The following is a 23,612-nucleotide window of genomic DNA, read 5'->3' as shown; positions in this document are numbered from 1 at the left end:
GTTGTGGGAGAGTAAGTGACTGCCGCAATATTCTTCGGGTGGGGGCACTCCTTCAAGGGGTGCCCCCACTTTTTGCATTCACGGACGTGAGCGTCCACGCCACCCGCCGAGCAGATCGGGTTTTCCTCACCCCAAAGGGAGAGGCAACCGGATGGAGGCACCACCTCGGCGTGCCTAGCCTGAAGACATGCGCAACGACACTGAAGTCTCCGCGATCGACGACGGGAAGCCCGTCTCCACTTCCAACCGTAGGATCCGCTCAGTGCTGACGAGAGTCCTCTGGGGCGGCCACTGGCTGCTGCGGATCTGGCTCGCCGGCTACCTGCTCGTCTACGGCTGGTCCAAGGTCTTCCTCATGCAGATGGGCTATGCCGACTACTCGGACGCCCTCATCCAATACGGCGAGATGAGCCCGATGGGCCTGCTCTGGCGATTCATGGGCTTCTCGCCCGTCGTGCAGTTCCTCGCCGGCGCTGCCGAGGTCACCGCCGCAATCCTCCTCCTCTTCCGACGCACAGCGTGGTTGGGAGCAGCTCTCGCCGTCGTCGATATGTCCGTCGTCTTCCTCCTCAACCTCACCTTCGACGTTCCGGTCAAACAGCTCGCCGGAATGATGGCACTGGCCGGCCTCATCCTCCTCATCCCCAACCTCGTGCGCCTCGGGCGGTTCCTCATCGGCCTTCCCACCGGGGCTCCGGTCCAGGGCAGGATCTCCGACAACCGCATCTTCGTCGCCATCACCAAATGGACCTCACCCCTGCTCGCAGTCGTCCTCATCGTCGGCTCGGGCGTCGCCTTCGGGCTGCGCACGAACTGGGGGCAACTCGATCCGGCACCGGTCGTCGCGGGGGTCTACCGTGCTGACGACGGCGGCCAGCGCACCGTCGACAGCGCCGAGATCACGCAGATGGCCTTCGGGCAGATCGCCGTCGGAGGCAAGGCGCGCGTCGCCATCAGATTCGCCGACGGCAGCTTCCAGGACGGCTCCTACCAGGTCAAGGACGACGGGTCCCTCGCACTGTCCCTCTATCCGAAGCTCGCAGGCGATCAGGGCCTGGTCAGAGACGTGTCGACGAGAATGGGACTGCGCTACGACCTCGGAGATCAGGGCAGGCTCCGTCTGACGGGCGACGGCCTCGACCTCACACTCGTCCCCGACCCGGAACGGCGATACCTCTACGACCGCGACTTCAGCTGGGCCCCCAGGGAAGCGATCCACCGCTGACCATGTGCGCAGACACGGAAACGGCATCCACGACTCGATCGTGGATGCCGTTTCGTCTCCCACCGATGTCTCCCACCGGAGGCAGGGGTTCTGCCGAGGCGGGTTCAGCGTCCGAACAGGCGCGAGAACAGGCCCTTCTTCTTCGGCTCCTCTGCCGCCTCGGGCTCCTCCGTCGCAGGCTCAGCGGACGCGGCGGACTCGTCATCCTCGGTGCGAGGCGATTCGGAGCGGGCGTGTTCGGCGGTACCGGACGGAGCGGCCGCCTCGGCGGGGACACCATCGCTGCGATGCTCCGCCGTCGCCTCGGACGAGGCAGCCGGCGACGCGTCCGGTCGGGAGGTCTCGGCGGCGGGAGCGACCGCCTCGTCGGCAGTGTCTGCGCTCCGGCCGGTCGCGGACGATGCTGCCGTGTGCTCGCTGCCGGACGGTCCACCGCTCGCGGCCGCCGCGGAGTCCTCCCGTGCCGTTGTCGAGTCAGTCGTTGTCGATTCAGCTGTCGCCGAGGCAGCCGCCGTCGCGCCGGGCGAGGAAGCGTCGGCGACGGTGATCCCGGTGATGCGCGAGAACTGCTCGGCGGCCTCGCCCTCGAGCGGCGCGTGCACCTCGCAGTTGGAGATCCGACTGACCTCGTCGAAGCTGAGATCAGCGCTGCCGTCGGCGAAGAGCAGACGCAGACCGTTCTCGGGCAGCGGTGCCGTGGGAATCCCGCGCTTGGCGACGTACGCCTCGAGCGCGGCGCGGTGGTCGTCGACCGTCGTCTGGGTCAGCCCCTGCATGAGCGCCCGCACCGACGCCTTGACGGTCGGTTCGGGCAACGTGAGCTCGGGGGCGTCGACGAGCAGCCACACCGTGGTCCCGGCGCCGGCCGCAGCAGGGTAGTGCGCCCACTTGCCCGTCGCCTCCTTCGCCGCCAGCGTCAGGCGCAGCGCGAGCTCGTCGTCGAGCTTGAGTTCCGGGGAGACGAGTTCGTCGATGTCCGAGGCGGCACCGAACTTCCGCACCTCATGGGAGAGGCCGACGACCGCCTCGGGGAACTCGTTGATGTTCTCCCACCCCCACAGCCACGTGCCCTGCGAGCTCGACTCGGAACCGAGGAGATGGGGACGGGTGCGCAGCACCGCATCGTCCTCGGCAGTGAAGGTGAGGTGCGGATCCGCGGTGAAGTCGACCTCCCACGCGGCGTCGGCGATGAGTCCGCCGAAGTGCGTCTGCGTCTCCGTGGAGAGGAAGACGGCGCGATTGACGAGGTCCTGCAGTGTTGTGCTCATGCCTTCCAGCGTACGGGGGTGCCGGACAGATGCGAGGAGGCACGCGGACCACCGGCCCGTGTCAGTGCCTCATGATGGACTGTGACGAGCATGCGGACCTTGCGAAGGAGGAAGTTCGATGTAAGATGATGCGTTGCGCTCTCAACTCTCACGACGGCTCAGTTTCAGTTTTCGAACCCCAGGATGTTCACTGTGGCACTCTTGCGCCTGACCCTGAAATACGCGAAATCCTATTGGCTCTTCATCGTCTTCGTCGTCATCCTCCAGCTGGCGTCGACGATCGCCGCCCTCTACCTGCCGAGCCTCAACGCCCGGATCATCGACGAGGGCGTGGCCGAGGGCAACACCGATTTCATCTGGTCGACCGGGATGACGATGCTCATCGTCTGCCTCGTCCAGGTCATCACGGCTGTCACTGCGATCTACTTCGGTGCCCGCTCCGCGATGGGAGTGGGCCGAGACATCCGCCGCGCCGTCTACAGCCGAGTCGACGACCTCTCCACCCTCGAGGTCGGGAAGTTCGGCAGCGCGACCCTCATCACCCGCAACACCAACGACGTCCAGCAGGTGCAGATGCTGGTCCTCATGACCCTGAACTTCATGGTCTCCACCCCGATCATGTGCATCGGCGGCATCATCATGGCCTTCCGCGAGGACGCGGGCCTGTCCTGGCTGGTCTGGGTCTCGGTGCCCACGCTCTTCGTCGTCGTCGGCATCCTCGTCGTCCTCCTCATGCCGCTCTTCCGTCGCATGCAGGATCAGGTCGATGACATCAACGGCGTGCTCCGGGAGCAGATCACCGGCATCCGCGTCATCCGCGCCTTCGTCCGCGAACCCTTCGAGACCGACCGGTACGCCGACGCCAACCGGGCCCTGACCGAGACCTCGGTCAAGGTCGGCAACCTCTTCGTCCTCATGTTCCCCGCGATCATGATGATCCTCCACCTCGCGACCGCCGCCGTCCTGTGGTTCGGCGGGCACCGCGTCGACGCCGGGCAGATGGAGGTCGGATCGCTCACCGCGTTCCTCCAGTACCTGCTCCAGATCCTCGTCGCCGTGATGATGGGCGTGTTCATGATGATGATGATCCCGCGTGCCGTCGTCTGCGCCGAACGCATCTGCGAAGTCCTCGACACGACATCGTCGATGGTCATCCCCGACGGCGTCGACGAACTCCCTCGCCGAGGTGAGCTGGAGTTCCGCAACGTCACCTTCGGCTATCCCGGCGCCGAGGTCCCGGTCCTCGAGGACCTCACGTTCACCGCGCAGCCGGGGACGACGACGGCGATCATCGGTTCGACCGGGTCGGGCAAATCGACGATCGTCGGCCTCATTCCGCGCCTCATCGACCCCCAGGCCGGCGAGGTGCTCATCGACGGGGTGCCCGTGAGCGCGTTCAACCGGCACCAGCTCGCCGAGCTCGTCGGCCTCGTCCCGCAGAAGCCGTACCTGTTCTCCGGCACGATCGCCTCGAACCTGCGCTTCGGCAGCGAATTCGCCACCGACGAGCAGCTGTGGGAGGCGCTCGAGACCGCGCAGGCCGCGGACTTCGTCGCCGAGAAGCCGGACCAGTTGGCTGAGAACGTCGCCCAGGGCGGCACGAACTTCTCCGGCGGCCAGCGGCAGCGACTGTGCATCGCCCGCGCACTGGCGGCGAAACCGCTCGTCTACGTCTTCGACGATTCGTTCTCCGCCCTCGACGTCGCCACCGATGCCCGTCTGCGGGAAGCCCTCGGCCGGACCACGGGGGAGTCGACGGTCATCGTCGTCGCCCAGCGTGTGTCGACGATCCGCGATGCCGACCAGATCCTCGTCCTCGACGACGGCAAGATCGTCGGCCGAGGCACTCACGACGAGCTCATCGAGACGAATCCGACCTATCAGGAGATCGTCGAATCCCAGCTGACCGCGGAAGGGGTGAACTGAGGTGGCGAAGAAGGATCCCACCATCGCCGAGACCACCGGTTCCGGTGCGGCCACCGCCGAGGCGGAGCTCGCCGAGGACTTCATCCCACAGGAGGGCGACGGCGACATGTTCGGCGGCACCCCCGCACGGAAGGCCAAACACTTCTGGCCCTCGGTCAAGAGGCTCTTCGGTCTCATGGGCAACGAGAAGGCGGGCCTGGTCAAGGTCGTCCTCCTCGTCATCGGCTCGGTCGTGCTCACCGTCATCGCCCCGAAGGTGCTCGGCAAGGCGATGGACGTCGTCTATTCGGGTGTCATCGGCTCCCAGCTGCCGGCCGGGGCGAACATCGAGGACATCATCGCCGCCGCCCGCGCGCAGGGACGCAACGACTACGCCGACATGCTCGCCACCGCAGGAGTCGTCCCGGGTCAGGGCATCGACTTCACCGCACTCGGGCAGATCATCATCGTCGTCCTCCTCATGTACCTCGTCGCCTCGATGCTCATGTGGGCGCAGGGCTACATCCTCAACGCCCTCGTCATGCGCGTCGTCTACCGTCTGCGCGAGGACATCGAACGCAAGATCAACCGGCTGCCGCTGCGCTACTTCGACACTCGCCAGCGTGGCGACGTGATGTCGCGGGTGACGAACGACGTCGACAACATCCAGCAGGCGCTGCAGCAGGCGTTCTCGCAGCTCGTGCAGGCGGCTTTGACGATCATCGGCATCGGCGTGATGATGTTCATCGTGTCCTGGCAGCTCGCTCTGCTCGCCCTCATCGCCCTGCCGCTCTCAGCGCTCATCGCCGGAGTCATCGGTTCGCAGGCTCAGCGGAAATTCAAAGCCCAGTGGAAGTACACCGGCGAGGTAAACGGTCACGTCGAGGAGTCGTTCTCCGGCCTCGATGTCGTCCGTGCCTTCGGTCGCGACCAGGTCATGCTCGAGGAGTTCGACCGCCGCAACGAGGAGCTCTACCGTGCCTCCGCCGGCGCCCAGTTCGTGTCGGGGATGATCATGCCCTCGATGCAGTTCGTCTCGTACCTCAGCTATGTCCTCATCGCCGTGGCCGGCGGTCTGCGTGTGGCCTCGGGGCAGATGACGCTCGGCGATGCGACAGCGTTCATCCAGTACTCGCGGGAGTTCTCACAGCCGATCTCGGAGATGGCGGGGGTGGCGAACATGCTCCAGTCCGGTGTCGCCTCCGCCGAACGGACCTTCGAGCTCCTCGACGCCGAGGAGGAGGAACCGGACGAGGCGACGGCGTCGCTGCCGCCGCGGACTCCCGGCCGCGTCGACTTCTCCCACGTGAGCTTCCGCTACACCGAGGAGACCCCGCTCATCGAAGACGTCTCGTTCACCGCGGATCCGGGCCACACCATTGCGATCGTCGGTCCCACCGGTGCGGGCAAGACGACCCTGGTCAACCTCGTCATGCGGTTCTACGAACTCACCGGGGGAGCGATCTTCCTCGACGGCGTCGACATCCGCGACCTCACGCGGGCCGACCTGCGTTCGCATGTGGGCATGGTCCTCCAGGACGCGTGGCTCTTCGACGGGTCGATCAGGGAGAACATCCGCTACGGTCGCCTCGACGCGACCGACGAGGAGGTGCTCGACGCCGCGAAGGCGACGATGGTCGACCGGTTCGTCCGACAGCTGCCTGAAGGGTACGACACGGTCATCGACTCCGACTGCGGCAGCGTCTCGGCAGGCGAACGCCAGCTCATCACTATCGCGCGGGCCTTCCTCGCCGATCCCTCGCTGCTCATCCTCGACGAGGCCACCTCCTCGGTGGACACGCGCACGGAGCTCCTCGTCCAGCAGGCCATGGCGGCGCTGCGCACCGACCGGACCTCGTTCGTCATCGCCCACCGCCTCTCGACGATCCGCGACGCCGACACGATCATCGTCATGGAACACGGTGCGATCGTCGAGCACGGCAGCCATGAGGAGCTGCTGGCGGCCGAAGGCGCCTACTACCGGCTCTACATGTCCCAGTTCCGCGGCGAGGACGCAGAGGAGCACTTCACCTCGGAGGTGCTCGCCGAGGCGGAGACCGAACCCGGAATCATCGCCGACGCCGCTGCCCTCGCCGAGGACGAAGCGGATGCTGCCATTGCCGAGCGCGCAGAAGCCGAGCATGTCGGGGGTTCAGAGGGAGCAAAGGCGTCGGACGGTGCTTGAGCGCCGGAAAGCGTCGAGGATACGGCGGACGGTCGGCACAAGCCGGACTGAGCAGTCGGCGACCTGAACCGGCGGCGAGGTGAATCGCCGAACCCGGACCGATGCGCGGTCCCGAGGCACCAGCCTCGGGACCGCGCATTCGTTGTTCTCCTGGGAGCGCTGACGCACGATGTCAGCGCCGCTGCCTCGGACGGTGCCGGAGTCGCTGCCGCTGCCAATTCCTGAGAACCTCTCTGGGGAGAGGCTGTCCCTGACGCTGTAGGCGACGATAACGATTTTCGGGAGCCAGCACGGCACCTCGGCCTGATCGAGATGAGATGACAGTTTCGCCATGACCGCTCCGAGCGCGACCCGGACCCATCGGGTGAATGCTGACTCGACCCGACTCGGTGGGCTCCCACCAGGGAGATCGACGAGGCAGGTGATGCGACACCCGGCACCGACGAGTGACGCCCGGCATCGGCACCTCCCGCGCAACGACGCCCGTGGTGACGAAGCGATAACACTTCGCCGTGACCTGCATCACAGCATTGTCATGAACTCAATGACCATAAGTCCCCTCGAAGTGACTTCCTGAGTACCGTCCTCACCAACCACAGCAACCGGTTCGCCGACCCAGGCGGACTCCGTTGGAAGGACGATCATGAAACGGCTCATCCTCGCGACCACCCTCGCGCTCGCCGTCACCACCCTCGGTGCCCTTCCCGCCGCAGCCGCGGCGCCCGAGGTCGTGGCTCAGGCGAGCACTGACACCGCACCCGCACCATCCCCAGACCCTGCCGCCGACTCCACCGGAGAACCCGACGGCACAGCAGACGGCACCGACGCCGGAGGTGCCACCGCCGACGGCACCGACTCCGGCACCGCCGACTCCGAAGGAGCCGCGGACGGCACACCCCCCGACCCGACCACCCCCGGAGAGGCAGACGTCGACGGCACCGACGACGCCGGAAGCACCCCCTCGGAGACCCCGACCGACATCCCCATCGAGGCTTCCCTGAGCCTCGAGACCACCGAAGTCGCCGTCGACGAACTCGCGGACCCCGACCGTGGCATCCGCTTCTTCGTCGACGGCGTCCTCGCCGGGGACACGATCAGTTGGGGCGACGGAGACGGCGCCACCGCCACCGCCCAGGAAGACGGAACATTCACGGCGACGTACTACTCCGACGCTGACGTCCAGCCCGGAGACACCGTGACCGTCACCGTCTCAGTACAGAGAGGTGAACTCAACGAGACATACTCGGCGACCGCCGCTGTCGTCGAAGGAGAGGGTGAGACCGAACCGCCGTCCACCTCGACCCTCGACATCACACCGAAGTCGCAGACCCTCGACAGCTTCCTGACCAAGGGAGTATCTGTGATGATGGCCGGCTGCACGATGGACTCCACCGTCGAAGTCATCATCACCACCAAATACGACCCGGACACCGTACTGTTCCAGGGCAAGGAGCAGGCCGGCGAGGACACCGCAGCCGTCTTCACCTACGTTCCGGAGCTGGGCGACAGCGATGGATCCGGCTACGTCGGCGAGTACCTAGTCCGGGCGGAATGCGGTGACCAGTACGAGGAGGGAACCTTCACCGTCACCGACAACGGCGACGAGGAGCTCGAGCCGGTGCTCTGGATCCAGCCCGAGAAGCTCTCCGGCGCGGACTTCGTCAACCGCGACAAGGGCGTGACGATGACAGTCAAGGACTGCTACACCTCCGACTCGGTCCGCTTCCAGGTCTGGCGCAAGAAGACGAACGAGCTGCTCTACGACCGCACTGCGCCGAACGGGTACGACGGACTCGTCTCCGTCCAGACCTACGGACTCGAGAACGACCCGTCCGCCTATGTCGGCACCTACACCGTCCAGGCTCTCTGCGGGGACAAGGCGATGGGAGGCGAGTTCGTCGTCACCGGTTCAGGTTCCGGTGGAGGCGGCAACGGCGGAGGAGGCGGGGGCAATTCCGGCTCGATGCCGCGCACTGGTGCCGAACTCACCGGACTCGGCGCAGGAGCACTCCTCATCCTCGCCGGAGCTGGAGCAGTCCTCTTCGCTCGGCGCCGCGGACACATGAAGGGATGACAGGACTCCCGTCAGGTCGGTGACGCCGCCCGGCTCGACGGAGAACGCAGATCGGCCCCGGAGCATCGACGAGACGTCGACGCCCCGGGGCCGATTCGCGAGTTCAGGCTCGTCTGACGGCGGCATACGGAGGCCGCCCGTGCGAATGGATCGCCGATCGGTGCCCTCCGGAGATAACGATCGTCCGGGCTGAGCGGGTTGTGTCTGCGGAATCGCAACATCTCGGGACATCGACGATGACCGAATCGGGATTCCCGCGATCCGCCGGCCATCGCTCGCATCGGTGGCAGGAGCTGTGCTCCTCACCTGGGGCGACAGGTCCTCTTCCTTGTGGATATCCGGGTGTGGGTGCCGAGTGACCGCGGCGTTGTCCACAGGGTTAACCACACCTGTGGTGACAGCGGGATAACTTTTCACCGTGACCCACATCACAGAATTGTCATGTACGCAATGAACAGAACTCCACACGCATTGACATCGACCGTAGTGTCCTCGACTAAGCCACCCCAGGCTCCGTTGGCCGCCCCAGGCCCGTTGGAAGGACGAACATGAAACGCCTCATCATCGCGACGACCATGGCACTCGCCGTCGCCACCATGGGCATCATGCCGACCGCTGCCTCCGCAGCACAGACGACCGTGGCAATGCCGGACCCCGACGGCAGCGCCCAAGGTGAGACCCCGCCGGACGACTCGAGCACCGATGACTCCAGCGGCACCGCAGACTCCTCCGGTGTCGACGACTCCTCGGTCGTCGATGACTCGACCGGCACCGACGATTCCACCGGCACGGACGAGTCGACCGGCACGGACGACTCCTCGGGCGTCGACGACTCCACCGGCACCGCAGACCCGACCGAAGGCACCGAAGAGACCCCCTCAGAGTCCCCGGAAGACCCGCCGCTTCAAGCGTCCCTCAGCTTGGAGAGCGATGAGGTGACAGTCGAAGACATCAGCATCCCCGAAGTCGGGCTCGGCTTCTACGTCGAAGGCGTGCTGCCCGGCGACACCGTCAGCTGGGGTGAGGGCGACGGCACCAGCGTCACCGTGGACGAAGAGGGAACCTTCTTCGGAATCTTCTGGACCGGTCAGGAAGTCTCACCCGGTGACACCGTCACCGTCACCGTCGACGTCCAGAGGGGCGCGCAGAACGAGTCGTACTCGGCAACGGCCACCGTCATCGCCGGGGAGACCGAATCGCCTGGCAAGGCATCGCTCACCGTCTCGCCGAAGTCGCAGGAGCTCGACAGCTACCTCGCCAACGGAGTCACAATGACGATGAAGGGCTGCCAGGCCGGCGACGACGTCGCCTTCGCCGTGACGACGAAATACGATCCGGACACCGTTGTGTTCGAGGCGAGCAAGGTGGCGAACGAGAACGGCACGGCCAGCGCCACGTATGTTCCCAAGGTCGGAAAGGTCAAGCCCACCGCGTTCGTCGGTGACTACCTTGTCCGCACCGACTGCGGGGATCAGTACGGAGATTCCGCCTACTCGGTGTCCGCCAACGGCGACAAGAACGTCAAGCCGCAACTGTGGGTCCAGCCGGAGAGGCTCTCCGGAGCGGACTTCGTCAACCGCGACAAGGGCGTCAACCTCACCGTTCAGGACTGCGTCTCGGAATCCGTTCGCTTCCAGGTCTGGGGCAACAACCCGCGCAAGCTCCTCTACGACCGGACCGCGGACAACGACAGCTCAGGACTGGTCACGGCCCAGGTCTACGGACTCGACAACACCCCGTCGGCCTACGTCGGCACCTACGATGTCGTCGCCAACTGCGGCGGCACCGAACTCAAGGGCAAGTTCACCGTCACAGGCAAGGGCGGCGGCGGAGGCGGTGACGTCGGCGACTCCAACGATGCCGGGTCGATGCCGCGCACCGGTGCCGAGCTCACCGGACTCGGTGCAGGAGCAGTCCTCATCCTCGCCGGCGCGGCAGCGGTCTTCTTCGCCCGCAGGCGCGGAGCACTGAAGAAGTAGCACAGCGAGACCAGTTCGGCCCCGGAGCAGGCGCTCCGGGGCCGAACTGCGTGCAGTGTGTGCTATGTGCGCCGAGGCGTCTCAGCGACCGGCGACGAGCGTGCGCACCGCGGAGGAGAAGAACCCCTGCCCGTCGACGCCCGTGCTGTCGGGGCCGTAGCCGACCTCGACGGCGTGCTCGGGGTGGGGCATGAGACCCACGACGTTGCCCGCCTCGTTCGTGATTCCGGCGATGTCGCGCAGCGAGCCGTTGGGGTTGAGACCCTGGTAGCGGAAGACGACGCGACCGGTGGCCTCGAGCTCGTCGAGCACCTCATCGGTGGCGACGTATCCGCCTTCGCCGTTCTTCAGCGGGATCCGGATCGTCTGACCCTGCTCGTAGTCCCCGGTCCAGGCCGTGTCCGCGTTCTCGACGAGGAGATCCTGGTCGCGGCAGATGAAGTGCTGGTCCTCGTTGCGGATGAGCGCACCGGGCAGCAGATGCGATTCGCAGAGCACCTGGAAGCCGTTGCAGATGCCGAGCACGGGCATCCCCGCGCCGGCGGCGGCGACGACGGCCTCCATGATCGGCGCGAACCTCGCGATCGCCCCGCAGCGCAGGTAGTCGCCGTAGGAGAATCCGCCGGGCAGGATCACGGCGTCGACGCCGGAGAGCGTCGAATCGGCATGCCAGAGATTCACCGCCGAGGCGCCGGCCAGGGTGACGGCGCGAGCGGCGTCACGATCGTCGAGGGTCCCAGGGAACGTGACGACGCCGATCCTCACATCATCACCGGGGACCGCCTCGGCGCCGGTGACAGCCGTTGCCGTCATCAGGCGTCCTCGGCGACGCGCACGGCGACGACGTTCTCGATGACGGGGTTGGACAGGAGCGTCTCGGCGGCTTCGCGGGCCTGCGCGAGGACTTCGTCGGTGGCTTCGCCCTCGACCTCGAGTTCGAAGCGCTTGCCCTGCCTGACCTCGCCGAATCCGGAGAACCCGAGTCGGGTGAGTCCACCGGAGATCGCTTTGCCCTGCGGGTCGAGGATCTCGGGCTTGGGCATCACTTCAACGACGACACGTGCCATGCGTGTTTGACTCCTTTGGGAATGTGGTCGGGAGCTCCCTCCCGCGCTCGCGCCCAGTCTACCAAGCACGCACACATGGAACCGCCCCGCCTCCCGGTGCGGAACCGGACGGACGGGGCGGATCGGGCGGGCCGAGCTCAGGAATCGAAGCCCATGCCCACGGCGTCGAGGACCTTGAGCAGCGGTCCCCGCCTGCCCTGGTTCTCATCGGCCTTGATGAGCGCCTTGGTCGTCATCCTGATGCCCAGCCATGCGATGGGTTCGGGCGGGAACGGCAGGGGCTGCCTGCGCACCATCTCGAGCTCCGTCAGCTCGGTGTCGGTCCCGGAGAGCAGGTCGAGCATGACCGTGCCCGCGAATCGGGAGGCGCCGACACCGAGGCCGGTGAAGCCGGTCGCCATCGCCACCTTCCGGTCGTAGGCGGTGGTGAAGAACGCGAAGAACCGGGAGCACGTGTCGATCGGCCCACCCCACTTGTGGGTGAAGCGCACACCCTCGAGCTGGGGGAACGTCTCGAAGAAGTGCTCGGCGAGGGTCTCGAACGTCTCCCGATTCTGGTCGTACTTCCACGACACCTGCCGACCGTAGTGGTAGACGGCGTCCCACCCGCCGAAGAGGATGCGATTGTCTGCGGTGAGCCGGTAGTAGTGGAACCGGTTCGCGCAGTCGCCGATGCCCTGGCGGCCCTCCCAGCCGATCGCCGCCATCTGCTCGTCACTCAAGGGTTCGGTCATGAGCGCATAGTCGTAGACGGGCACGGTGTGCAGGCTCGCCCGCTTGAGCAGCGAGGGGAAGACGTTCGTCGCGAGCGCCACCCGGTCAGCGGTGATCGTCGCGTGCCCGGAGTCGCTTGCCCGGTCCCCGGAGACGGGTTCGGTGGTCACGGACACCGTGGACTTCCGGTCGCGGATGCCGGTGACCTTCGTCCCCTCGTACACCTCGACGCCGAGCTCCCGGATGACCCGCAGCAGCTCCCAGCACAGCTTCGCCGGGTTGAGCATCGCGACCTCGCGGGAGTCCCAGAGCGCTCCCTTGTACGTCGGAGACCGGACCACGTCGGCGAGCTCCTGCTGCGAGTAGAAGATGAACCCGGCATCGGGGTCATGGCCGGCGCGGAGGTCGGCGACCTGGTAGTCCTCGGTGGCGACGTCGAGTTCACCGGTGCGCTCGAACTCGCAGTCCATGCCGTACTTCTCCACGGCGGCCTCGATCGCATCGAGGTTCTCCCGCCCAAGGGCAGCCAGGCGTTCGTTCTCGTCGGGCAGGTGCGTCTGCCCGTTGTCGTAGCCGTGGGTGAGGCTGGCCGCGCAGAATCCGCCGTTGCGCCCCGAGGCCGCCCACCCGACGGTGTTCGCCTCGAGCAGGACGACGCGGCGGTCGGGGTCGCGCTCCTTGGCCTGCAGTGCCGTCCACAGTCCGGTGAACCCTCCTCCGACGACGACGAGGTCGGCATCGCGGTCACCGGGCAGCGGCGGCAGCGGGGCCGGTCGCTGCTCGGAGTCGAGCCAGAACGGAACGGTGGAGGCGTCGGCCAATGCGGCTTTGACGTCCATGTCACTTCGCTTTCTGCCTTGCGGCACTGAGTGTGCCGTACGGCACTGTGTCTGCCCCGCGGCGCTGAGCGCGCCGTGCGGCACTGGTGGTGCTGGTCGGGTCGGTGGTGCTGGTGAGAGGGACCGCCTCGGCAGGGATCGCACCCGCCGAGGCGCTCGATCATCCTGCCATCGTCTTGATGATCTCCGTCGAATTGCTTCCGGCCCGGCGCAGGACGAAGCCGACGAAGGCCAACGCTGCCAGAGTGAGGACGAACATCACCGTCGAGATCGCCGCGACCTCGGGGCGCAGGGCCACGCGGACGGCGGCGAAGATGTAGACCGGCCACGGGGTGTAGCCGGGCTGCTGGACGAAGCTCGAGAGGATCGTGTTGTCGAGGCTGACCGTGAACGACATGAGCGCTCCGGCGAGGATGCCGGGCGCCGCGATCGGCAGGGTGATGTCCTTGAACCGGCGCCACGGGGTGGCGCCGAGGTCGGCGGCGGCGTCCTCGAGCTGGGTGTCGATGCCGGCGAGCCGGGCCCTGACGATGAACGTGACGATCGCCATCGAGAACATCGCATGCGAGATGATCAGACGGACCAGGCCGTTGTTGATCGGGGTGATGCCCCAGTCGACGCCGAGGGTGACGAACCACGGCAGGAACGAGATGCCGTCGACGATCTCCGGGGTGACGAGGGTGAGCGCCAGGATGCCGGTGAGGCCGAGCGCCCACCACGCGCCCTTCGGCGCCCGGGCCAGGGCCACACCGCCGAGGGTGCCGAAGACCGTCGAGACGATCGCCGCGCCCACTGCGGCCTGGAGGCTCGTGACGACAGAGGAGATGATGATGTCGTTGTTGAGCCCCGTGATGTAGGCGTCGAGGCCGAAGCCGCGGAAGTTCGCGAGCACCCGCCCGGTGTTGAACGAGTACGCGATGATGACCGCGATGGGGATGAAGAGGTAGATGAAGACGAGGATGCCCCACACGTTGAGTGCGATGTCCGTGGGCGTCCTCCGGGCGAAGGTGTTCTTCTTCGGCATGGTCATGCCCTCCCATCGGTGAGTCGGACGCTGTTGAGTCGTGCGGCGATCCGCTGCCCCAGCCACAGCAGGGCGAAGCCGATGCCGACGACGGCGAGGGTGGCGATGATGAGGATGAGCGCCATGGCCGCGCCGAGCGCCCAGTTCTGCGAGGCGTTGAATTGGTTGGCGATGAGCTGACCGATCATCGACCCGTTCGCCCCGCCGAGGACGGTGGCGGTGACGTAGTCGCCGTTGAGCGGGATGAACACGAGCAGGCAGCCCGAGACCACACCGGGCATCGCCATGGGCAGGGTGACCCGCAGGAACGTCGTCACTTTACCCGCGCCGAGGTCGTAGCTGGCTTCTCGCAGCCGACTGCCCGAGGCGTCGATGGCGACGAAGAGCGGGAGGATCATGAGCGGCAGATAGTTGTAGACGACGCCGATCTGCACGGCCGCCCGGGTGTAGAGGATGTCGAGCGGGGCGTCGAGGATCCCGATGCCCTGCATCCACTGGGAGAGGAACCCGTCGGGGGAGAGCATGATCTGCCAGCCCAGGGTGCGGACGAGGAAGTTCGTCCAGAACGGGACCATGACGAGCGCGAGCGCCAGGGACCGCCTCGCCGGGGCGACCTTGATGGCCAGCCAGTACGCGAACGGCAGGGCGATGACGAGGCAGAGCAGCGTGCCGAGCAGGGAGATCCGCAGGGTCGCGAAGAACGTGGCGATGAAGCTCGCCGACAGCGCCTCGGGGTAGCGGTCGAAGGAGAGCTGGTCGGTGGCGACCGCCGTGAACTGGTCGGGTTTGTAGCCGAAGCTGTAGAAGACGACGAGGGCGACGGGGATGATGAAGAAGAACAGGGCGTAGGCCCAGGTCGGGAACGACATCGCCGCGGCGCCGAACATCCGGCCCGAGAACCCGCCGGGCTTCTTCGGCGGGGTCTTCGCGGACGCCGGGGAGGCCGGCTGCGGTGTCGACGGCTCCTGTGTCTGTGTCGGGGTGCTCATGCTCCGCTCCTTGCCTGGGCGTCGGCGAGGATCGCCGTCCGGATCTGGTCTGCCGGGGTCTGAATGCTCGGTTCGAGCCGGTCGAGGACCTCCTGGCTCGGGAAGATGAGCTCCTGCTCGCCGAGGTCGGCCTCCTTGGCCTGTTCGGCGAGGCCCTTCGTCCCGATCGGGTAGCCGATGTAGTCGAGCTGGGCGACCGCGGTCTCCGGGGAGATCATCTGGTTGATGAACGCGTGGGCGGAGTCCGGGTGCGGGGCTCCCGTGGCGATCGCCCAGTTGTCCATCCAGAGGTTGGCCGTCGGGGTCGGGAAGACGAACTTCCAATCCTCGGGGTTGGAGACCTCGGCCAGACCCTGCCGGGCGTCGCCGTTGAAGGACTGGAGCAGGGTGAAGCTGCCCTGGATCATGCCGGTGGCGGCGTTGCTGATGTAGGCCTTCACGTTCGGCGCCATCTTGTCGATGACGACGGCCCGGGCTTCGTCGAGCTGGCCCTTGTCCTCGGTGTTGAGGCTGTAGCCGAGGGTGGCCAGCGCGATCGCCGTGACCTCCCACGGGTCCTCGAGCAGCGCGGTCGTGCCGGAGGCCTCATTGTTCGCGGTGTCGATGAAGTCCTGCCAGCTGGTCAGGTCCCGTTTGATGGCCGTCGTGTCGTAGACGTATCCGGTGGTGCCCCACGCCTTGCAGATCGTGTACTCGTTCTTCGGGTCGAAGTACTGGCCGGTGAAGTTCGGGTCCATGTTCGAGAAGTTCGGGATGAGGGACATGTCGAGCTTCTGCAGCAGGTTGTGGTTGAGCATCTGCGGGATGTTCGAGCCGGTGGGCACGACGACGTCGTAGCCCGAGGTTCCCCGGGTCGTCGAGAGCTTCGCGACGAGCTCCTCGTTCGACCCGTACGAGTCGACCTGGACGAGGACGTCGAACTTCTTCTTGAACGCGTCGATGAGCTCCGGGTTGTCGTAGTCGCCCCACGAGTAGAGGTTGAGCTTCGACTCGAGCTCTCCGTCGACCGGGGGAGAGGCCGCCATCTTCGTCGTCTTCCCGCACGCGCTCAGCGCCCCGAGTCCGACGACGCCGAACCCCGCGAGCACGGCCCGGCGGCTCAGCTGCTTCGCCTTCGCCCGCGGGGCGAGGAAGTGCACGTCAGCCATCACGCACCGCCTTGCGCGCCGTAGACGGCGACGGCGTCGGCATCCCAGCTGAGATCCACCTCGGCGTCGGGACCGAGGATCTCCCCGCCTGCGGCGGGCACCCGGGCGAGGATCTCGTCGTTGTCGCCGACGACGACCATGTACTGGACGACATCGCCGAGGAAGGACGTCGAGAGCACGCGACCGCGGGCCGCGTTCGTCCCCGGGGTCTCGGTCCCGGCCGCGGCCACCCGCATCCGCTCGGGACGGATGGCCGCGCGCACCCGGTCCCCGACGGCCAACGGGCGGGACTCGGTGCTCGCGGTGGCTGGGCGCAGCTCGGTCACCGCGGTCTCCATGACGGTGTTCGCCGTGCGCAGCCGCACGCTCTCGCCGTCGATGGCGATCACCTCGGCGGGGACGAAGTTCTGCTTGCCGATGAAGCCGGCGACGAAGCCGTTGGCGGGGTCGGCGTAGATCTCCTCACCGGAGCCGATCTGCTGGATGACGCCGTCGTACATGACGACGATCCGGTCGCTCATCGCCAGCGCCTCCTCCTGATCGTGGGTGACGAAGACGAAGGTCGTGTCGAGCTTCGCGTGGAGGCGTTTGAGTTCGAGCTGCATCTCCTCGCGCAGCTTCCGGTCGAGGGCCGACATCGGTTCGTCGAGGAGGAGGACCTGAGGGCGGTTGACGAGTGCTCGGGCCAGGGCGATGCGCTGCTGCTGACCGCCGGAGAGCTGCTCGGGTTTGCGACCGGCGAAGTCCTCCATCCGCACGAGCGCGAGCACTTCGCGCACCCGCTGTGCGATCTCGGCCTTCGGCGTCTTCGACTGCTTGAGGCCGTAGGCGATGTTGTCGGCGATGTTCATGTGCGGGAAGAGCAGGTAGGACTGGAACACCGTGTTGACCGGCCGCTTGTGCGGGGGCAGGGAGACAATGTCGCGCCCGTCGAGGAGGATCTGCCCGTCGGTGGGCGCCTCGAAGCCGGCGATCATCCGCAGCAGCGTCGTCTTGCCGCAGCCCGAGGGCCCGAGGAGGGAGAGGAACTCTCCCTGTCTGACACCGAGGTCGAGCTTCTCGATCGCGGTGTTCTCACCGAAGACCTTCTTCACCCCGCGGATCTCGAGGTGGTCGCCCCCGGTCGGGGCGGGATGAGCCGTGGTGGCTTCTGTCGTGGCGGTCATGATGGCCTTTCTGAGGAGGTGGAGTCATGGACGACGATGCCGTCCGCGATCGTCAGCGCATTCCGGGTCTCGGCGATGCGGCTGGGGTCAAGGGTGATGGGGTTGCGGTCGGCGAGCGCGAGGTTGGCCCGCCCGCCGAGGCGGATGTGCCCGTTGGCCTCCGAGCGCAGCAGGTGCGCGGACCCGGATGTGTACCCGCGCAGGGCGGTGATGATGTCGATGGCCTGGGCGGGGTCGAGGGGTGTGCGGTCGGCGTTCTCCGGATGCCAGCGGTTGACGGCGACATGGATCGCCTGCCACGGGTCCGGGGTCGAGACCGGCCAGTCCGAGCCCATCGCGAGGTGGGTTCCGGCGTCGGCGAAGCCTGCGAACGGGTACTGCCAGCCGGTGCGCTCCTCGCCGAGGCAGGGGATGTTGAGGTCGACCATCTGCTCATCGCGGCACGCCCACAGGGCCTGGAGGTTCGCGGTGATCCCGAGTTCGGCGAAACGGGGGAGGTCGGCGGGGTCGACGACCTGGACGTGGGCGATGTGATGGCGGGCGTCGTCGCGCATCCCGGTGGGAGAGGCGCTCACCGCGGCGAACGCGTCGAGGGCGGCGGCGACGGCGGCGTCGCCGATCGCATGGCAGTGGATGTCGAAGCCCGCGGCATCGAGGGCGGCGAAGGCCCGCTGCAGGTGGTCCGCAGTGAAGTAGTTCGTCCCGAAGCCGCCGCACGCACACGTGTACTCGCTGCTCATCGCCGCGGTGCGCGATTCGACGATGCCGTCGAGCATGAACTTCACCGAGGTGGTGCGGAAGCCCGAGTCGGTGCGCTTCAGCGTGAGCAGGCGGGCCACCTCGGCGTCGATGTCCTCGACCTCGCGCGGCCACCACAGGCTGCCGACGACCTCGGCGGTGAGCTCGCCCGTCGCCTCTGCACGGGCGTAGCCGTCGAAGTTCGACCGGTGCCCGCCGTAGTCGCCGACGATCGCGTCCATCCACGCGGTCACGCCCACCTCGGCGAGGTGGGCCTGCCCCGCGAGGAGACCGGCGCGCAGGTCCTCGTCCGAGGCTGCCGGGATGTGGGAGGAGACGAGGTCCATCGCAGATTCGTGGAGGCAGCCGACCGGGCGGCCGTCCGCGTCCTTCTCGATGACGCCGCCCTCTGGCGTCGGGGTCCGGGCGTCGAGTCCGGCGACCTCCATCGCCTTCGTGTTCACCCATGCCGAATGGTGGTCGGCGCTGAGCAGGAGGATCGGACGCTCCCGGCTGAGATCGTCGAGGAGGCCGGCGGTGGGCACGCCGCCGGGGAAGTCGGCCATCGCCCAGCCGCCGCCGGTCAGCCAGTTCTCGGCGGGGTCCGCAGCGGTGTCATCGGTTGCGGCGAGGTGGTCGCGGATGAGCGCGAGCGTGGCCTCGAGTCCTTCGGCGCCGGTGAGGTCGCAGCCCAACGATTCGAGGCCGCCGAAGACGGTGTGGACGTGGGCGTCGACGAAGCCGGGGGTGAGCAGTCCGCCGGCCGCGCTGATCGTCCGCGTCTCCGGGGTCGCCGGGGCCAGAGAGCCGAGGGTCGTGACGACACCGTCGCGGATGCTCAGGCTCGTGCCGGCGACCACCTCGGCGCCGTCGAAGATCACGGCGTCGACGATGTCGAGGTCGGCTGGGGGCCGGGCGGGGGATGAAGGGTCAGGGGTCATTCCACCGACTTCCTTGTCGTAGGAGGCGTGATCGAGCAGGGTCACGCAGGCTGTCATTGTAGGGCGGGGTGATGGAAAGGCGGGCCGGGTTCCGGCAGGGGTGGCGCCGGGACCGGACTCAGGTGGTGAAGACTGTGTCCTGCCACTCGTGGTGGGGGTCCTCGTGCTGGTCGATGAACACGTGCTTGATCTGGGTGTATTCGTCGAACGAGTACTGGCTCATGTCCTTGCCGAAGCCGGAGGCCTTGTACCCGCCGTGCGGCATGTCCGAGACGATCGGGATGTGCTCGTTGATCCACACGCACCCGGCCTCGATGTCCGCGGCCGCCCGCAGCGCCCGGTTCGTCGATTGGGTCCACGCGCTCGCCGCCAGCCCGTAGGGGGTGTCGTTGGCCAGGGCGATCGCCTCGTCGTCGGTGTCGAAGGGCACCGCGACGAGGACGGGTCCGAAGATCTCGTCCCGCCACACCTCGGCGTCGGTGTCGATGCCGGTGATGAGGGTGGGAGCGAAGAACGCGGTCGTCTCCCGGTCCCCGGGCAGGTCCTCGCCGAGGTGGTCGACCGTGGGCACCTCACCGCCGGTGCGGATGCGCGCTCCGGCTTCCCGGGCGCGGTCGACCATGCCGGCGACGCGATCCCGGTGGGTGGGAGAGATGAGCGAACCCATGTCCGTGGCCGGCGCGGAGGGATCGCCGATGCGGACCCCTGCCATGAGTTCGGCGACCCGGTCGGTGAAGGCCTCGAAGTGTTCGGCTGCGACGATCGCACGGGTCGCCGCGGTGCAGTCCTGCCCGCCGTTGATGAGGGAGCCTGCCACGGCGCCGCGGGCTGCGGCCTCGATGTCGGCGTCGGCGAAGACGACGAGCGGGGCCTTGCCGCCGAGCTCGAGGTGGACGCGGGCGCCCTTCGCCGCCGCGAGCTCCATGATGCGCCGGCCGACCTGCGTCGACCCGGTGAAGGAGGACATGACGACATCGGGATGGGAGACGAGCCTCTCGCCCGCCTCACGGCCGTCGCCCGTGATGACGTTGATGACTCCGGGTGGGAAGCCGGCCGCGGTGGCTGCCTCGGCGAAGATGAGCGAGGTGCCCGGCGTCATCTCCGAGGTCTTGAGCACGATCGTGTTGCCGGCGGCCACGGCGGGCAGGATCTTCCATGCCGCCATCTGCAGCGGATAGTTCCACGGGGCGATCGACCCGATGACGCCGAGTGGCTCGCGACGGGTCATCGACGTCGACCTCTCCCAGTACGTGCCTGCCGACAGGCCCGTGAGCTGCCGGGCGGCGCCGGCGAAGAATCGGGTGTTGTCGATCGAGCCGGGAACGTCGAAGTCGGTGGCCAGACGGATCGACTTGCCGGTCTGCTGCGATTCGAGCGAGGCGAGCTCCTCGCTGCGGGCCTCGAGCTCATCGGCGAGGTTGAGAAGGAGATCGGCGCGCTCTCCCGGAGTGAGCGACTTGAAGGCGGGGTAGGCGGCCTTCGCGGCGGCGACGGCGTCATCGACGTCGGCGGCGGTGGCGAGTCGGTACTCGCCGGTGACCTCACCTGTAGCGGGATTGGTGAGGGTGAACGATGCTCCGCGTCCCTCGTGGTGTTCGCCGTTCCAGTAGTTCATGCATATCGGTTCCCGCTTCGGTTCTGCTGACCCGTGCTGCACTGGCGATGTGGCCCGGGTCACTGTTGCGCTTCACTGTAACGGATTTCGATGGTGAGGTCCACTAGATCCGTTGTCCGGAACGAGATGGGTTTCGGTAACGGTGGCTAAGTGACCAAGTGCCCTGCTGAAACAGTGGTTCGCGTGCGGCGAGGGCGCGCGTGCGCTGCGGAGGTGCGGGGCGCTCGCCGGGGCGCTCGCCGGTGTGTGCTGGGCGCTCGCCGAGGCGGTGCTGGGCAGAGAAAAGGACGCTGGGTGTCGATTCTCCTGCTCGGAATCGACACCCAGCGTCCGGTGTTCTGCCGCTCACGGCGCCCACACCAAGGTGCGCGTACGCCGCGGCCCTGCCTCAGGCGGGGAAGGTCTCCCCGGTGAGGATCTCGAACGCTTCGATGTAGCGGGCGCGGGTGCGCTCCACCACCTCGGCGGGCAGAGCCGGCGGGGGAGTGTCCGAGGAGCGATCCCAGCCGGACTCGGTGGTCAGCCAGTCGCGGACGAACTGCTTGTCGAAGCTCTCCTGCGCCTGTCCCGGAGCGTAGCCGGCGGCATCCCAGAAGCGGGAGGAGTCCGGGGTGAGCACTTCGTCGGCGAGGACGATCGTCCCGTCGGGCAGCGTCCCGAACTCGAACTTCGTGTCGGCCAGCACGATCCCGCGTTCCCGGGCGATCGCCTCGGCGCGGGAGTAGATGTCCAGGGTGAGGTCGCGGACGGCTGCGGCGGTCTCGGCTCCGACGATCTCGGTGACCTCGTCGAAGGAGACGTTCTCATCGTGGTCGCCGAGGGCGGCCTTCGTCGCGGGGGTGAAGATCGCCGGTTCGAGCCGGTCGGCCTCGGTCAGGCCCGCAGGCAGCTGCACCCCGCACACGGAGCCGGTGGCCCGGTAGTCGGCGAGGCCGGAGCCGGTGAGGTAGCCGCGGGCCACGGCCTCGACGGGGATCATCGTGAGGTTTCTGACGATGAGTCCGCGACCGCGCACGGCCTCGGGCACATCGGTGCTGATGACGTGGTTGCCGATGACCTCGGAGAGCTGGTCGAACCACCACAGGCTCAGACCCGTGAGGACACGGCCCTTGTCGGGGATCTCGGTGTCGAGGACCCAGTCGTAGGCGGAGATCCGGTCGGAGGCGACCATGAGCAGACGGTCGGCCGAGGCGACATCGGCCGCCTCGGCGGGAATGTAGAGGTCGCGGACCTTGCCCGAGTACACGTGCGTCCATCCCGGGAGGACCGGGGCGGTGGAGGCGTCCGGTGACGGAGATGTCGCCTGTGCTGTGGAGTCGTCCGGGGTCGCAGAGACGGCCAGCGCTGCGGATTCCGGGGCCCCGGAATCGGCCGACGCCGGCCCAGTTTCGGGGGAGGCGTAGATCGGGCTGAGCGCGATGCGCCCGGCGGCGGCCGCCTCGGCGATGTCGTTGCGGTGCTGCTCGCCGTCCCACGAGATCTCGTCGACCGCGGCGTACGCGCGTGCGCGGGCCTCATCGAGGTCGGCGCCCAAGGCCACGACCGAAAGCACACGGCCCCCGGCGGTGACGACCTCTCCGGCGGCATCGAGGTCGAGAGCGGCCTCGTCGGTCACGGTCGCCTCGGCGCTGCGCGTGCCGGCGTGGAGGACGGAGATGGCCTCGAGGGCGTCGGCGGTCTCGAGTCCGCGGATGACATCACCCGTGCGGGGACTGTCCGGGTAGCCGCCGGCGGCCATGACGACGGTGACCGCGGTGCGCGGATCCCAGTCGAGGTCCCCGACTTCGTCCAGCCGGCCCTCGGCGGCGGCGAGCAGCGTCTGCCCGAGCGGGGTGCGCAGGCGGGCGAGCACCGACTGCGTCTCCGGGTCGCCGAAGCGGACGTTGAACTCGACGACGCGCAGGCCCTTCGAGGTCAGCGCGAGACCGCAGTAGAGGAGGCCCGTGAACGGGGTGCCGCGGCGGGCCATCTCGTCGACGACGGGCTGGGAGACGGTGGAGACGATGTCGTCGACCATGCCCGCAGGCGCCCACGGCAGCGGCGAGTACGCGCCCATGCCGCCCGTGTTCGGCCCGGTGTCGCCGTCGCCGATGCGTTTGAAGTCCTGTGCCGGGGCGAGCGGAACGGTTCTGGAGCCGTCGCAGAGGACGAAGAGGGAGACCTCGGGGCCGTCGAGGTAGTCCTCGATGACGACCCGGTCGGAGACCTCGAGGCACGAGTGCGCATGGTCCAGTGCCGCCTGCCTGTCGGTGGTGACGACGACGCCCTTGCCCGCGGCGAGACCGTCGGCCTTGACGACGTACGGGGCGCCGAAGTCGTCGATCGCCGCGGCCGCCTCGTCGGTGGTGTAGGCGACGACGGTGCGCGCGGTGGGCACCCCGGCGGCCTCCATGATCTCCTTCGCGAACGCTTTCGACCCTTCGAGGTGGGCCGCCTCGGCGCTGGGTCCGAAGACCGGGAACGACGCCTCCCGCAGGGCGTCGGCGACCCCGGCGACGAGCGGGGCCTCGGGTCCGACGACGACGAGGTCGACGTCGAGGCGCTCGGCGAGCGCGGTCACGGCGGAGGCATCGGAGGCGTCGACGGCCTCGGTGTGCGCGATGGCCGCGATCCCCGGATTCCCGGGAGCGGCGATGACGGCGTCGACCTGGGGGTCGCGGCTGAGAGCAAGGACGAGGGCGTGTTCGCGGGAGCCCGACCCGATGACGAGAACCTTCACACGACCAGCCTATAAG

16 protein-coding genes are annotated in these 23,612 nt (G+C 67.7%); 5 read left to right on the top strand and 11 right to left on the bottom strand.

Features of this window, described 5'->3' with window-relative positions; all coding sequences use genetic code 11:
- The first annotated feature begins 187 nt into the window (after positions 1–187).
- Positions 188–1,225, top strand: coding sequence for a DoxX family protein (locus AAHA49_RS11525; RefSeq protein ID WP_342038386.1), 1,038 nt, complete (start codon positions 188–190; stop codon positions 1,223–1,225).
- 104 nt (positions 1,226–1,329) lie between these two features.
- Here AAHA49_RS11525 and AAHA49_RS11520 read toward each other — a convergent pair whose 3' ends face one another.
- Positions 1,330–2,493 carry a DUF6882 domain-containing protein gene (locus AAHA49_RS11520; RefSeq protein WP_342038385.1) on the bottom strand — a complete coding sequence of 388 codons (1,164 nt, stop codon included), beginning with the start codon at positions 2,491–2,493 and terminating at the stop codon, positions 1,330–1,332.
- Between the two features lie 192 nt (positions 2,494–2,685).
- Between AAHA49_RS11520 and AAHA49_RS11515 the strand changes: the two genes are divergently transcribed.
- From AAHA49_RS11515 to AAHA49_RS11500, 4 genes are all read left to right on the top strand, one after another.
- Positions 2,686–4,419, top strand: coding sequence for an ABC transporter ATP-binding protein (locus AAHA49_RS11515; RefSeq protein WP_342038384.1), 1,734 nt, complete (start codon positions 2,686–2,688; stop codon positions 4,417–4,419).
- A gap of 106 nt (positions 4,420–4,525) precedes the next feature.
- The gene (locus tag AAHA49_RS11510) at positions 4,526–6,583 is read left to right on the top strand and encodes an ABC transporter ATP-binding protein (protein ID WP_342038388.1); all 2,058 of its coding nucleotides are present in this window, start codon (positions 4,526–4,528) and stop codon (positions 6,581–6,583) included.
- Between the two features lie 643 nt (positions 6,584–7,226).
- Positions 7,227–8,657, top strand: a complete 1,431-nt coding sequence (locus tag AAHA49_RS11505; protein ID WP_342038383.1) for a hypothetical protein — start codon at positions 7,227–7,229, stop codon at positions 8,655–8,657.
- Positions 8,658–9,205: 548 nt separating this feature from the next.
- The gene (locus AAHA49_RS11500) at positions 9,206–10,636 is read left to right on the top strand and encodes a hypothetical protein (protein WP_342038382.1); all 1,431 of its coding nucleotides are present in this window, start codon (positions 9,206–9,208) and stop codon (positions 10,634–10,636) included.
- An 81-nt stretch (positions 10,637–10,717) separates the two neighbouring features.
- On the opposite strand, the gene purQ is transcribed toward AAHA49_RS11500, so the two are convergent.
- From purQ to purD, 10 genes are all read right to left on the bottom strand, one after another.
- Positions 10,718–11,449: a phosphoribosylformylglycinamidine synthase subunit PurQ gene (gene purQ / locus AAHA49_RS11495; protein ID WP_342038381.1), complete on the bottom strand. Its 732-nt coding sequence runs from the start codon at positions 11,447–11,449 to the stop codon at positions 10,718–10,720.
- Entirely contained in the window at positions 11,449–11,703 is a 255-nt protein-coding gene (purS, locus tag AAHA49_RS11490; protein ID WP_339393839.1) for a phosphoribosylformylglycinamidine synthase subunit PurS, read from the bottom strand. Before purS ends, purQ begins: the two co-directional genes overlap by 1 nt.
- Positions 11,704–11,840: 137 nt before the next feature.
- Entirely contained in the window at positions 11,841–13,256 is a 1,416-nt protein-coding gene (locus AAHA49_RS11485; protein ID WP_342038380.1) for an NAD(P)/FAD-dependent oxidoreductase, read from the bottom strand.
- A 160-nt stretch (positions 13,257–13,416) separates the two neighbouring features.
- The gene (locus tag AAHA49_RS11480) at positions 13,417–14,280 is read right to left on the bottom strand and encodes an ABC transporter permease (RefSeq protein WP_425286518.1); all 864 of its coding nucleotides are present in this window, start codon (positions 14,278–14,280) and stop codon (positions 13,417–13,419) included.
- A gap of 2 nt (positions 14,281–14,282) precedes the next feature.
- Positions 14,283–15,167 (bottom strand): ABC transporter permease, encoded by an 885-nt coding sequence (locus tag AAHA49_RS11475; protein ID WP_425286517.1) that lies wholly within the window; start codon positions 15,165–15,167, stop codon positions 14,283–14,285.
- A 98-nt stretch (positions 15,168–15,265) separates the two neighbouring features.
- On the bottom strand, positions 15,266–16,417 hold the full coding sequence (locus AAHA49_RS11470; RefSeq protein ID WP_342038377.1) for a polyamine ABC transporter substrate-binding protein: 1,152 nt from the start codon (positions 16,415–16,417) through the stop codon (positions 15,266–15,268).
- Positions 16,417–17,583, bottom strand: coding sequence for an ABC transporter ATP-binding protein (locus AAHA49_RS11465; RefSeq protein WP_342038376.1), 1,167 nt, complete (start codon positions 17,581–17,583; stop codon positions 16,417–16,419). The genes AAHA49_RS11470 and AAHA49_RS11465 overlap by 1 nt, the downstream gene beginning before the upstream one ends.
- On the bottom strand, positions 17,580–19,307 hold the full coding sequence (locus tag AAHA49_RS11460; RefSeq protein ID WP_342038375.1) for an amidohydrolase: 1,728 nt from the start codon (positions 19,305–19,307) through the stop codon (positions 17,580–17,582). The genes AAHA49_RS11465 and AAHA49_RS11460 overlap by 4 nt, the downstream gene beginning before the upstream one ends.
- Positions 19,308–19,380: 73 nt before the next feature.
- Positions 19,381–20,877, bottom strand: a complete 1,497-nt coding sequence (locus AAHA49_RS11455; protein WP_342038374.1) for an aminobutyraldehyde dehydrogenase — start codon at positions 20,875–20,877, stop codon at positions 19,381–19,383.
- Between the two features lie 388 nt (positions 20,878–21,265).
- Entirely contained in the window at positions 21,266–23,596 is a 2,331-nt protein-coding gene (purD, locus tag AAHA49_RS11450) for a phosphoribosylamine--glycine ligase (protein WP_342038373.1), read from the bottom strand.
- Positions 23,597–23,612 lie beyond the last annotated feature (16 nt).

Source organism: Brevibacterium ammoniilyticum, from assembly GCF_038429965.1.
GTDB lineage: Bacteria > Actinomycetota > Actinomycetes > Actinomycetales > Brevibacteriaceae > Brevibacterium > Brevibacterium ammoniilyticum.
This window is presented reverse-complemented; position numbering and strand designations above follow the sequence as displayed.

Bases quoted from the DNA above. Each gene is read 5' to 3' on its own strand.
- AAHA49_RS11525 (WP_342038386.1), top strand. From the start codon at position 188: ATGCGCAACGACACTGAAGTCTCCGCGATCGACGACGGGAAGCCCGTC.
- AAHA49_RS11520 (WP_342038385.1), bottom strand. From the start codon at position 2,493: ATGAGCACAACACTGCAGGACCTCGTCAATCGCGCCGTCTTCCTCTCC.
- AAHA49_RS11510 (WP_342038388.1), top strand. From the start codon at position 4,526: ATGTTCGGCGGCACCCCCGCACGGAAGGCCAAACACTTCTGGCCCTCG.
- AAHA49_RS11505 (WP_342038383.1), top strand. From the start codon at position 7,227: ATGAAACGGCTCATCCTCGCGACCACCCTCGCGCTCGCCGTCACCACC.
- AAHA49_RS11500 (WP_342038382.1), top strand. From the start codon at position 9,206: ATGAAACGCCTCATCATCGCGACGACCATGGCACTCGCCGTCGCCACC.
- purQ (WP_342038381.1), bottom strand. From the start codon at position 11,449: ATGACGGCAACGGCTGTCACCGGCGCCGAGGCGGTCCCCGGTGATGAT.
- purS (WP_339393839.1), bottom strand. From the start codon at position 11,703: ATGGCACGTGTCGTCGTTGAAGTGATGCCCAAGCCCGAGATCCTCGAC.
- AAHA49_RS11485 (WP_342038380.1), bottom strand. From the start codon at position 13,256: ATGGACGTCAAAGCCGCATTGGCCGACGCCTCCACCGTTCCGTTCTGG.
- AAHA49_RS11480 (WP_425286518.1), bottom strand. From the start codon at position 14,280: ATGCCGAAGAAGAACACCTTCGCCCGGAGGACGCCCACGGACATCGCA.
- AAHA49_RS11475 (WP_425286517.1), bottom strand. From the start codon at position 15,167: ATGTTCGGCGCCGCGGCGATGTCGTTCCCGACCTGGGCCTACGCCCTG.
- AAHA49_RS11470 (WP_342038377.1), bottom strand. From the start codon at position 16,417: ATGGCTGACGTGCACTTCCTCGCCCCGCGGGCGAAGGCGAAGCAGCTG.
- AAHA49_RS11465 (WP_342038376.1), bottom strand. From the start codon at position 17,583: ATGACCGCCACGACAGAAGCCACCACGGCTCATCCCGCCCCGACCGGG.
- AAHA49_RS11455 (WP_342038374.1), bottom strand. From the start codon at position 20,877: ATGAACTACTGGAACGGCGAACACCACGAGGGACGCGGAGCATCGTTC.